Annotated in this window: 12 protein-coding genes and 1 pseudogene; 8 read left to right on the forward strand and 5 right to left on the reverse strand. The window is 69.5% G+C overall.

What is annotated here, in order from left to right; all coding sequences use genetic code 11:
* The first annotated feature begins 3 nt into the window (after nt 1-3).
* On the forward strand, nt 4-660 hold the full coding sequence (locus tag AB0J39_RS21830; protein WP_363467541.1) for a response regulator transcription factor: 657 nt from the start codon (nt 4-6) through the stop codon (nt 658-660).
* An 18-nt stretch (nt 661-678) separates the two neighbouring features.
* Here the strand turns inward: AB0J39_RS21830 and AB0J39_RS21835 are convergent, their stop codons facing one another.
* Nucleotides 679-1,140: an RDD family protein gene (locus AB0J39_RS21835; RefSeq protein ID WP_363467544.1), complete on the reverse strand. Its 462-nt coding sequence runs from the start codon at nt 1,138-1,140 to the stop codon at nt 679-681.
* A gap of 129 nt (nt 1,141-1,269) precedes the next feature.
* Here AB0J39_RS21835 and AB0J39_RS21840 point away from each other — a divergent pair, with 129 nt between their 5' ends.
* Both AB0J39_RS21840 and glnA read left to right on the forward strand, forming a co-directional pair.
* On the forward strand, nt 1,270-2,322 hold the full coding sequence (locus AB0J39_RS21840) for a hypothetical protein (RefSeq protein ID WP_363467546.1): 1,053 nt from the start codon (nt 1,270-1,272) through the stop codon (nt 2,320-2,322).
* Between the two features lie 169 nt (nt 2,323-2,491).
* Nucleotides 2,492-3,916, forward strand: a complete 1,425-nt coding sequence (gene glnA, locus AB0J39_RS21845) for a type I glutamate--ammonia ligase (RefSeq protein WP_363467549.1) — start codon at nt 2,492-2,494, stop codon at nt 3,914-3,916.
* Between the two features lie 478 nt (nt 3,917-4,394).
* Here glnA and AB0J39_RS21850 read toward each other — a convergent pair whose 3' ends face one another.
* Nucleotides 4,395-5,132: a hypothetical protein gene (locus AB0J39_RS21850; RefSeq protein ID WP_363467552.1), complete on the reverse strand. Its 738-nt coding sequence runs from the start codon at nt 5,130-5,132 to the stop codon at nt 4,395-4,397.
* A gap of 193 nt (nt 5,133-5,325) precedes the next feature.
* Between AB0J39_RS21850 and AB0J39_RS21855 the strand changes: the two genes are divergently transcribed.
* Both AB0J39_RS21855 and AB0J39_RS21860 read left to right on the forward strand, forming a co-directional pair.
* Nucleotides 5,326-5,520: a hypothetical protein gene (locus AB0J39_RS21855; RefSeq protein WP_363467554.1), complete on the forward strand. Its 195-nt coding sequence runs from the start codon at nt 5,326-5,328 to the stop codon at nt 5,518-5,520.
* An 88-nt stretch (nt 5,521-5,608) separates the two neighbouring features.
* Nucleotides 5,609-5,973, forward strand: a pseudogene (locus AB0J39_RS21860) (ADP-ribosylation/crystallin J1).
* Nucleotides 5,974-6,021: 48 nt separating this feature from the next.
* On the opposite strand, the gene AB0J39_RS21865 reads toward AB0J39_RS21860, so the two are convergent.
* Nucleotides 6,022-6,897 carry a hypothetical protein gene (locus AB0J39_RS21865; RefSeq protein ID WP_363467556.1) on the reverse strand — a complete coding sequence of 292 codons (876 nt, stop codon included), beginning with the start codon at nt 6,895-6,897 and terminating at the stop codon, nt 6,022-6,024.
* Between the two features lie 303 nt (nt 6,898-7,200).
* Nucleotides 7,201-7,740 carry a hypothetical protein gene (locus AB0J39_RS21870; RefSeq protein ID WP_363467558.1) on the reverse strand — a complete coding sequence of 180 codons (540 nt, stop codon included), beginning with the start codon at nt 7,738-7,740 and terminating at the stop codon, nt 7,201-7,203.
* A 100-nt stretch (nt 7,741-7,840) separates the two neighbouring features.
* On the opposite strand from AB0J39_RS21870, the gene AB0J39_RS21875 reads away from it, so the two are divergent.
* Nucleotides 7,841-8,032, forward strand: coding sequence for a hypothetical protein (locus AB0J39_RS21875; RefSeq protein ID WP_363467559.1), 192 nt, complete (start codon nt 7,841-7,843; stop codon nt 8,030-8,032).
* Here the strand turns inward: AB0J39_RS21875 and AB0J39_RS21880 are convergent.
* Entirely contained in the window at nt 8,017-9,270 is a 1,254-nt protein-coding gene (locus AB0J39_RS21880; RefSeq protein WP_363467561.1) for an MFS transporter, read from the reverse strand. The genes AB0J39_RS21875 and AB0J39_RS21880 overlap by 16 nt on opposite strands.
* A gap of 83 nt (nt 9,271-9,353) precedes the next feature.
* On the opposite strand from AB0J39_RS21880, the gene AB0J39_RS21885 reads away from it, so the two are divergent.
* Nucleotides 9,354-10,226: a LysR family transcriptional regulator gene (locus AB0J39_RS21885; protein ID WP_363467563.1), complete on the forward strand. Its 873-nt coding sequence runs from the start codon at nt 9,354-9,356 to the stop codon at nt 10,224-10,226.
* A gap of 4 nt (nt 10,227-10,230) precedes the next feature.
* Nucleotides 10,231-10,842, forward strand: a complete 612-nt coding sequence (locus AB0J39_RS21890) for a class I SAM-dependent methyltransferase (RefSeq protein WP_363467565.1) — start codon at nt 10,231-10,233, stop codon at nt 10,840-10,842.
* Nucleotides 10,843-10,876 lie beyond the last annotated feature (34 nt).

Consider the following 10,876-nt stretch of genomic DNA (forward strand, 5'->3'; position numbering starts at 1 on the left):
TCCGTGGGAAGCCCCAAAACCCGTATCCTGCTGGCCGACGACCACGCGCTGGTCCGGCGCGGGCTGCGGCTGATCCTCGACGCGGAGCCCGATCTCGAAGTGGTCGCCGAGGCCGCCGACGGCGCCGAGGCGGTCGAGGCCGTTCGATCGGAGGAGATCGACCTCGCCTTCCTCGACATCGCGATGCCCCGGATGACCGGGATCCAGGCGGCGCGTGAGATCTCACGGCTCGCGCCTCAGGTCCGGATACTGATCCTGTCGATGTACGACAACGAGCAGTACTTCTTCGAGGCGCTCAAGGCCGGCGCCTCGGGCTACGTGCTCAAGTCGGTCGCCGACCAGGACCTCCTGGACGCCTGCCGGGCGGCGATGCGCGGGGAGCCCTTCCTCTACCCGGGCGCGGTCACCGCCCTCATCCGCGACTACCTCCAGCGCGCCCGGCAGGGTGAACGCATGCCGGACAGCATCCTGACGCCCCGGGAGGAGGAGATCGTCAAGCTCATCGCCGAGGGCAACTCGGCCAAGGACATCGCGGAGACGCTTTTCATCAGCGTGAAGACCGTGGACAGGCACCGCGCGAACATCCTGCAGAAGCTGGGCATGCGCGACCGGCTCGAACTCACCCGGTACGCCATCCGCGCCGGCCTCGTCGAGCCCTGACCGAGGTCTCCCGCGGTGTCAGAGGTTGACCACGACCGTTCCGGCCGCACGGTCGTGCAGGCCGCGCCGGTCGCGGTCCCAGATCAGCGCGGGCACGGCTAGGCACAGCAGCAGCGTGCGGACCAGCACACCGAGGAGGCGCGGCCGCCCGCCGTCGAGCCCGGCCACGCGGATGCCGAACAGGCGCATCCCCAGCGTCATGCCGATCGTGCCGACGAGAAGGACGTACTCCGCGGCGAAGACCCCGAGGCCGACCGCGCCGAGGTCGTCGCCCTGCACGCGCAGCAGGCCCGCGGCGATGGCCCAGGTGCACACCAGCCAGTCGACGACGATGGCGCCGATCCTGCGTCCCCACCCGGCGACCGCCCCGGGACCCTGCTCGGGCAGGCCGAGGCGCTCCCCCGGGTAGCCCAGGTCCACCCCGGCGGCCCGCGGGCCCCCGAGCCAGGTCTGCGTCCAACGCGGCTGCCGGTCACTCATGGTTTCCCAGCGTATCGGGGAGGGTCGCCGGTCTGGCGTCCGGCCGCGAAGCCGGAGATCATGGGCAGGCCATCGCATGAAATCCCGGTATGGTGAGTCGCTTCCGACCTGAGCGTTTTGGAGGGAACCGTGCGGCCGGCGGACCCCGATGACATCGACGCGCGCTTCGAGGCGCTGGTCGCGCAGTTCGACGAGGACGAGATCCGGCGGATGACCGCCGCGGCCGGGACGACCTCGTTCGCGCCGGCACGGCGACGCCGCCCGGCCGTGGCGGCGGCGATCGCGGGCCTGGTCGTGCTTCTCGGACTCGTCGTCGTCCTGCGGCCCGACGTCCTGGAAAAGCTCGGCGTCGTCCGTCCGTCCGCCGCCGGCGGCGGCGGCGAGGACGTGGTCGTCTCCGGCCCGGTGGTCGCCCGGCCCGGGCCCGTGCTCACGCCGATTCCGGACGGCGAGGAGGGCCTGTTCGACCACGGGCCGGTCCCGGCGCCGTCCGCGGGCCCCTTCGCCGGGACCCCCGCCACCGGGTACGCCGACGGTGAGCAGGGGCTGGTCATGCCCGCGGCGCAGGCGCTCGGCGGGCTCACCGAGGAGGAGGTCGGCCAGGCCCTGCTGCGCGTACGGCGGCTGCTGTCGGCCGCGCACCTCGACCCGGCCACGGTGCGGGGCGAGCGCCCGGAGGCGTTCGCCCGCCTGCTGCATCCCCGGCAGCGCGAGGCGTTCCTGCGCCGCCTGGGCGACGGCGGTTCCACCGGCACCCGGTCCTGGCTGTTCAGCCTCGCCCCGGGCACGGCCGAGCCGGTCGGCGACGTCGTGAAGGTCTCCGGCGAGACGACGATCGCCAAGAGGGCCGGGGGAGGCGTCACGATCACGGCGGACTACCTGTTCGTCCACCCGGTCAGCCGCCCCGGCGCGCCCCTGATCGTGGCGAGGGTCGTCGAGCACCACAGGAGCGAGTTCTCCGCGTATCAGGAGAACGGCAGACTCGTCGTCTGGCTTGCCACGGATAATTCGACCCTCTTCGGCGCCAATTGCGACGCAAATGACGGTTTCGTGCATCCGCGATTCCCCGGCGACCCCCAGGGGGCGCGGCCGTCCGGCGAGCCCGTCGATCCCTACGACCGCGTCTCCGGCCTCTCCGGCGTTTCCGACGGGCCGCGCTGTCCGGCCGCGTTGGGCACCTGACCTGCGAGAAGGCCGTACGATGGAGAGCGGGGAACGGCGGGCCGACGTTATCGCCGCGACCGCCTGGGTAGCGCTTTCCCTTAACACGCGCGAAACAGTCGAGACACGGGGCGGAAACGGCACCGGCCTACTTTCGGGTTGCTAGCCCATGCCCCTGGGAGGTTCGAGAGTGTTCAACTCCGCCGATGACGTCCTCAAGTTCATCCGGGACGAGGGTGTGCAGTTCGTCGACGTCAGGTTCACGGACCTGCCGGGGACGACGCACCACTTCACCTTCCCGTCCGAAAACTTCGGCCCGAACGTCTTCACCGACGGCCTCATGTTCGACGGCTCGTCGATCCGCGGGTTCCAGGCCATCCACGAGTCGGACATGCTCCTGCTGCCCGACCCGACGACGGCCGTGCTCGACCCGTTCCGTCAGCACAAGACGCTGAACATCAACTTTTTCGTGCACGACCCGCTGACCGGCGAAGCCTACAGCCGTGACCCGCGCAACGTCGCCCGCAAGGCCGAGGAGTACCTCAAGGGCACCGGCATCGCGGACACCGTGTTCTTCGGCCCCGAGGCCGAGTTCTACATCTTCGACGACGTCCGCTTCGAGACCCGCGCCAACGCCGGCTACTACTACATCGACTCCATCGAGGGCGCCTGGAACACCGGCAAGGCCTCCGAGGGCGGCAACCTGGGCTACAAGCCCCGCTACAAGGGCGGCTACTTCCCCGTCCCGCCGATGGACCACTTCACCGACCTGCGCTCGGAGATGGTCCGCAACCTCATCGAGGCCGGCATCGAGACCGAGATGCAGCACCACGAGGTGGGCACCGCCGGTCAGGCCGAGATCGACTTCAGGTTCGGCACGCTGCTCGAGACGGCCGACAAGCTGATGCTGTACAAGTACATCATCAAGAGCACGGCCATCCAGGCGGGCCGTACGGTCACGTTCATGCCCAAGCCGATCTTCGGTGACAACGGCTCCGGCATGCACTGCCACCAGTCGCTCTGGAAGGACGGCGAGCCGCTGTTCTACGACGAGGTCGGCTACGCCGGTCTGTCGGACATGGCCCGCTACTACATCGGCGGCCTGCTCAAGCACGCCCCGTCGCTGCTGGCCTTCACCAACCCGACGGTGAACTCCTACCACCGCCTGGTGCCCGGCTACGAGGCCCCGGTCAACCTGGTCTACTCCCAGCGCAACCGCTCGGCCTGCGTCCGCATCCCGATCACGGGCTCGAACCCGAAGGCCAAGCGCATCGAGTTCCGCGTGCCGGACCCGTCCTGCAACCCGTACTTCGCCTTCGCCGCCATGCTCATGGCCGGCATCGACGGCATCCGCAACAAGATCGAGCCGCCGGAGCCGGTCGACAAGGACCTGTACGAGCTGCCGCCGGAGGAGGCCCGCAACATCCCGCAGGTGCCGGGCTCGCTGGAGAAGGTGCTCGACGCGCTCGAGGCCGACCACGACTACCTGCTCGAGGGCGGCGTGTTCACGCCGGACCTCATCGAGACCTGGATCGCCTACAAGCGCGAGAACGAGGTCGACCCGATCCGCCTCCGCCCGCACCCGCACGAGTTCGAGCTCTACTACGACGTGTGACCGGCGACCGCGCGGTGACGTGCTCGTTCATCGCGCGGATCAGGAGCGACGCGAGGTAGTGCCGCACGTCGTGGAATCGAAAGCCCGTGGGAAGGTCCTGCACCTTGCCGCGGGCTTTCCGCATTGCGCGTTCAAGCTTCCAGGGGCCGACCTGCGCGCCGTTGTCGTCGGTCAGAAGTGTTTCGCCGCTGTGGCCGGCCTTCACGTGTGCCGAGAAGTACGAGCGCAAGCGAGGCGGGGATAGGCACGGGCGTACGACACGTCTCGGTCTTGAGGACCTCTGCGGGGTACTGCACGTTCAGGTGAACGATCCCCCGCATGAAGTCGACGTCGGCAACGCGCAGGCCGCAGACTTCCGCTGTTCGGAGGCCGGCGAACGCACCGAGCAGGATGGCGGCCCGGTACCGCTCAGGCATCGCGTCGTGCAGCGCCCACCTGGTCGGTCGTCGCGACGTACAGCCGCTGCTTTCCGCTAGCCCTAGATTTCGTGGTTGATGTGTCCGCTCGCCACCCAGATGCGGAGGGGGCCGATCGCGGTGAAGCCGCTGGCGAGCGCGTGCGTGAGATCGTCGCCATGCTCGTAGCCGGCCAGAGGAAGGCCGGGGAAATGATCGGCAGCTGCGGTGATCGCTGATGACCAGGCGGCGGCAATGTCGCTGCTGTCGGCGGCGAAGAGGTTGGTGAGGCCGACCAGCCCGGAGCTGCGGTTCAAAACGACACCCCCGCGGAGGTCCTCGCCGTCGTGAAGGGCGAGCACCAGCACGGACGGGTCGTCCAGCAGTGCTGGCCGGAAGACATCCGGGGCCGGGTAACCGCCGTGCCAGGCGGCCTGCCAGTCGCGAAGCCCGGCGGCCGTGGAGACCCGCTCGGTATGCAGGGGCGGCGTTGCCGGTGCGGGGAGTCCTGCTGGGCGGTGCATCCACTGGGCGGCGAAGAGCTCGACGAAGCCGTTCAAGGTGAGGTCGAGAGCGGAGAAACTGTCCTTGATCGAACACCCAGGTGAGGCTGTGTCGATCTCAGGCAGGAAGTCTGCCGGCACTGCATCGGGGCGCAAGGTGACGGCGTCGGGGTAGTACGGCGGCATGCGAGAGGCACTGCGCCAGGCCGTCTCGCCGAAGCTGCTTGCAATGCCGTGGGACCGGCAGACCGAGGCGCACCAGTCGGCGTTGTTTCGAGCTGCGGCGGCACGGATGAGGGTTGTCTCGGCTGGGATCACCCGGACAGCATGACACTGCTCATGCTCGGCCGCGCGTCCGCTTTTCAGTTGTGCTGATCGACGCCTTCGGCGAGGCGTGAAGCATCAACCGAGGAAGGACAAGGCACAGAAGGCACGGTCGATGGCCTTTCGTATGCGCTTCCTCCTCTGACGGGGTGTGTGTACAAGCCGCACGTCCGCGCAGGGCTACTTTGTGCGGGTTAGCAGGAGACGATACGTCGCCAGGGGCGTGCCCGGCGGCTACCGGATCTGGGACGACAAGGCCCGCCGCTGGTGGGGTGACCTCTATGAGCTCTGCCCCGACGACCTTCTGAACGAATTGAACGGCGCCAAGAACAGCGAGAAGATCACGGCACTGCTTCAGCGGTACCGCGCTCAGAAGCGGTAGCGAGCACACTGTGTACGGCAGCGGAGGACATCCCCTCCCACAGGCTGCACGGCCGAGCAGCACGAGGGCCCGCGAGAAGGAGACGCTCATGTCGGAGCAGTTGACGACCTTGTGGCGGCCGACCGGACCGGAGGAGTTGGAGCTGGTGCGGCAGTCCGGTTGGCGGGCGTGGCCGCCTCGTCACCCGAGCAACCGATCTTCTATCCCGTGCTGAACGAGGACTACGCCATCAGAATCGCCCGCGACTGGAACGCTCCCCGATCCGGGGTGGGTTACGTGACCCGCTTCCACGTACACAGTGATTTCCTGGCGCGCTACCCGGTTCAACAGGTCGGTGGAGAGACGATTCTTGAGCTATGGGTGCCGGCCGAGGAATTGGACGAGTTCAACGCACACATCGTCGGGACCATCGAAGTGGTGCGAGAGTTCCGGCCCGGCCAGGAGAATAGGTGAGACGGCGTCAAGGTCGCGGCCGGCACCAGGTCGGTCTGCTCCCCTGTCTCACTGTTCGAAGGTCGGCCGAGCGTCCTCCTTGATGAATTCCACCATGTCGTCGCACTCGGGCAGGCCTCCGGCGGGAGCGCGGACGACCCCGGCCTGAGACGGCCTGGGTGCCGCTATGGTCGTGGCCGAACCCCACGACTGGAATTCGATGCTGGCGCCTCCCCTGCTGAAGGGCTTCTTCTGGCCCTTGGTGTGCCAGCTTGAGGTGACCTTGATAGGAAGACCGCGCCTGTCGAAGGAGATGCTCCAGCTCAAGGCCAGTTTCGCGTATCCCGGGTCTGGGCGTTCCCCCGCCACTACCCGGAACGTGGGTGAGAGCCGGTAGAGCTCGGCGAACGTGATGGTGCCGTCGTAGAACCCGATCACCTTGAGATCGTGGGTTTTGCCGGAGGGGTTCGGCAGGTCGAACTTCCGCCTGTCCGCGTGGGCGATCAGTGCCTTGAGCGTCGCGACCTCGAAGATGTTGACGACCTGGTCCCCGAAGGCCGTGGCGCCCGCGCTGCGCGCGCCGCGCGCCGCCCAGGTCTTTCCCTTGGGCAGGCCCGAGGTCCACAGGCGCCCAGTGCTGTAGAACCGGCCGTCCGTGTTGACCCAGCGGTGCGGCTGAGTCTGCGCGATCAGACTCTGCGAGACCAGATCGCCTTCGGCGGCACGTTCCTTGGCCAGGGGAAGCTCATAGCGGTTGAACCGCACCTGGCGCGTGGCGCCCACAGCGGCGACGCCACGCCTGCCGAGAAGAAGCGTTCCGTTCTGCAGCAGGTTGAAGCGGTACGAATTGGATTGGTGACCGTCATATTTGTTCCTGGCGCCCAAATAGACGGTGCCGTACTGGGTGAACTTCACGCTCGCGCCCCTGGCGAGCTGGTTCTGCACGACTCGGACCACATCGGGTACGGCGGCTTCGGCCGCGGCCGGGACGGTGAGCGTCGCCGCCGGACCGACGAGTACGGCGGATAGGAGAGCTGGTAATCGGCGCATCAATGCGTGCTTTCGATGAAAAGGGACTCGGACATCATGATCTTCAACGGTGCCGCAGCGTAGCATTTCCGCAGGCGAGCACGACCGGCACTTCGGATTTCTCGCATAATCCGGATTTCCCGCGACCGCCGACCCTCGGCGACGTGTCCGCCGGTGTGCGCTCCCCGTTCCGGTGCGGGCCGATGTGGCCGAGCCGGTTCATCCGGCGCTTTCCCCGCGGCTCCGCTCGTACTTCTCCGGGTCGAGAAAGTACTCAGCTGTTTCGGTCGTGGCCTTGACGACGACGGGATCCCCAATGGGCGCGGGCCAGATCTGCAGGTAGTGGTCGTCGACGGCGTCCTGCGTGCCCTCGGTGTCCCTGCCCTTGACGTGGTATCGGACGCGGTAGGGCCCGGCCCCTGCGGGGAGAGCGGGCAGGGGGCACATCACATGCTCGTCGAAGCTGAACCCGGTCATCTCCAATCGGCCCGACCCGGACACGTAGCTGACCTCCACGATGTCCTCGTAGACCTCGCGGTCCGCCCCCGGATCCCGGTCGGCGACGGTCACCGTGAAATCGGCCGGTCCCCACTGGTGGGTGATGTGAAGGGTGGCATAGCCCTTGTCGACCTCGATGATCCGAGCGGACTGGACCGGTGCCTTCACATCTTCCTTGAATTCCGCGTCCGCCAGGTAGGCGATGCCGCAGTCCTCCACTTCGACCTGCAGGCGTACGGTTCGCTGTTCGAATTCATGCATGAGCGCAGAGCGTAGACACAGCCACCGACAAGATCGATCAGTAAGAGGTGACTGGTTGAAGTGCGGGCCCCGGCCCCGGACAGAGGAACTCGGCAGCCGTGTGGACATCGTGCCCGCACCCGCCGAGGTGCCCTTCGTCCGGCATGTCGGCGAGCGACTCGTCCGGGTGGGCAAGGGATTCGACCCCGAGGATCCCACCCAGTGGGTGGAGGCGGAGTTCGTCTTCGAGACGGGACGTGTGATCGCGGAAGCCTTCGGGGGCGACCTGCGCCTGCGTCACGGCTCCCGGTGACGACGGGAGCGTGCCTCGCGCAGGGCGGGGGTCCTGCGCAGCAGGAGCGTGAGGGCGCCGGTGACGGCGAGCAGGAGCACGGCGAGGGCGACCACGCTCGGCCATCCGGCCTCCGTCCAGGCGCGGCCCGCGAGGCTGCCGAAGACGGCGGACCCGACGTAGTAGGTGAACAGGTAGAGCGAGGCGGCCTGACCGGTGGACACCCCGCCCGCGTGCGCCCGGGCCGGGACCCATCCGCTGGCCACGCCGTGAACGGCGAAGAAGCCCGCGGTGAGGAGCGCGAGGCCGACGACCACGATCGGCAGCGAGGACGACAGCGTGACCAGAGCGCCGGCGACGGCCGGCAGGCAGCCCAGCGGCGTCACGGCCCGGCGTCCGTGGGCGTCGGCCAGCCGGCCGAAGACCGCGGAGCTGACGGAGCCCACGGGATAGACGAGGAACATCAGGCCGGCTGCGCCGAGACCGAGGCCGAACGGTGCGCCCGCGAGCCGGAAGCCCAGGGTGTTGAACACCGCGACCAGGGCCCCCATCGAGCAGCCGCCGATGCCGTACAACGCCAGCAGCCCGCGGTCCGACAGCGCGCGCAGACTCCCGCGCAGGAGTACACGGACGCCCGCCGGGGCCGCGACGAAGCGCCGAGAGGCCGGGAGCAGCACGCGTACGGTCAGGGCGCACAGGAGACCGAGGGCGGCGGCCGCGGCCAGGGCCCAGCGCCAGCCGGCGGCCTGGGCGACCCCGCCGGTCAGGAGGCGGCCCGCCATTCCGCCCAGCGCCGTGCCGCCGACGTACAGACCGGCGGCGCGGGCGTGCGTGGACGGGTGCAGTTCCTCGCGCAGATAGGCGGTGGCGACGGCGGGGAGCCCGGCCAGCGTGACGCCCTGGAGCAGCCGCAGGATCACGAGCGCCGGCCAGCCGGGCGCCAGCGCGCACGCCGCCGCGACGACGGCGGACGCCGTCAGCGACAGGTGGATCAGCCGGGTACGTCCCACGACGTCGGACAGGGGGCCGGCCACCAGCAGCGCGACGCCGAGCCCGAGCGTGGTGAGCGACACGCTCAGTGTGCTCTCCGCGGTGGACACCCCGAACTGCGCGGCGAGCTCGGGCAGGATCGCCTGCGTGCTGTAGAGCAGCGCGAAGGTCGCCACCCCGGCGGCGAACAGCGCCACCACGACGCGCCGGTACCCGATGGTCCCCGGCAGGTGTCCTTCCACGGCGGAGGTCTCAAGAACAGCGGTCACCTCCACGACTGTGCACTTCCTGGGGATATGCGTCCAATGCGGTGAAAGGCCGGTTTCGATGCGCCATGCGTATGATGGCGGGCATGCTGCTCCGGGACCTGTCCTGGCTGGTCGCCCTCGCCGACCACCAGCACGTGACCGACACCGCCGCCGTCCTGCGCACCAGCCAGCCGACGCTCTCCCGCGCCCTCGCCCGGGTGGAGGCCGAACTCGGCACCCGGGTGTTCGAACGCGCGCCGGACGGCGTGCACCTGACGCCCAACGGGGCACTCGTGGTGGCGGCCGCACGCGACCTCACCGCGCGCTACGAACAGCTCCTCGCCGACCTCCGGAGCCTGCTCGACCCGGACGCCGGCGTGGTGCGCCTGGCCTTCCTCGACTCCATCGCCACCTCTCTCGTCCCCCGGCTGCTGCGCTCCTTCCACGAGTACGCGCCCCGGATGCGGATCCTGTTGCGCCAGGAGCCGGCGCACGAGATCGTGCGGGACCTGCGCACGGGGGCCGCCGATCTCGCGATCGTGTCCCCACGCCCGTCGGGCGACTTCGGCTGGCACCCCCTGCAGGAGGAGCGGCTGGTGCTCGTCGTGCCGCCGAGCCACCGGCTACGCGACCGGAAGGAGGTGGAGCTGCGGGAGCTGGCGGACGAGGAACTCGTCACCACGCCGGTCGGCTTCGGCTACCGGGCCCTGGTCGACGCGCTGCTGCGCGACGCCGGGGTGTCCCCCGCGGTCTCCTTCGAGAGCCAGGATCTCGCCACCATCGAGGGCCTGGTCGCGGCCGGGCTCGGCGTGGCCATCGTTCCCGAACCCTTCGCCGGCCAGTCCGGGACCGTCGGCGTCCGCATCGCGGCGGAGGCCGCCAGGCGCACCATCGGCCTCACGTGGCGTACCGACCACGCCCTGGCCGCCCCCGCCGTCCGATTCCGGGACTTCGTCATGGCGCCCGCCCTACCATGATCGGATGCGCGAGGCCGGCCTGAAGCCGTACTGGAACACCAACGTCGCCCGGCATCCGGGCATCCTCCGCGCCGTACCGGAGGGGTGCGGCGACGCGCTGGACGTCGGCTGCGGCGACGGCCTGCTCGCACGCAAGCTCACCGGCCGGGCCAAGCGCGTCACCGGCCTCGACAGGTCACCGGAGATGATCGCCCGCGCCCGCGAGCTGTCCGCCGGGCAGCCGGAGCTCACCTTCGTCGAGGGCGACCTCCTCGTCGCCACCCTGCCCGTCAGGAGCTACGACTTCGTCTGCTCGGTGTCCGCGATCCACCACATGGACTTCGACGCGGCCCTCACCCGGATGCGCGAACTGCTGCGGCCCGGCGGCAGGCTGGTGGTGGTCGGGCTGGCCCGTGAGGCGACCCCGGCAGATTGGGCGGCGACGATCGCGGCCGCCCCGGTCGTACGGATCACCAAGGTGCTGCGCCGCGCGCGGGAGCCGGAGGGGATGCCGGTGGCCGCACCGCGGATGAGCTACGGGCAGGTGCGGGCCGCGGCACACCGCCTGCTGCCCGGCGTGCGCTACCGCCGGCACGTGCTCCGCCGGTACTCCCTCACTTGGACAAAGCCCGAGTAGCGGCACCGCGCGAGGCGGAGCGGCCGCATGCGAC

Origin of the sequence: Microbispora sp. NPDC049633, assembly GCF_040675265.1 — a bacterium.
GTDB classification, from domain to species: Bacteria; Actinomycetota; Actinomycetes; order Streptosporangiales; family Streptosporangiaceae; genus Microbispora; species Microbispora maris.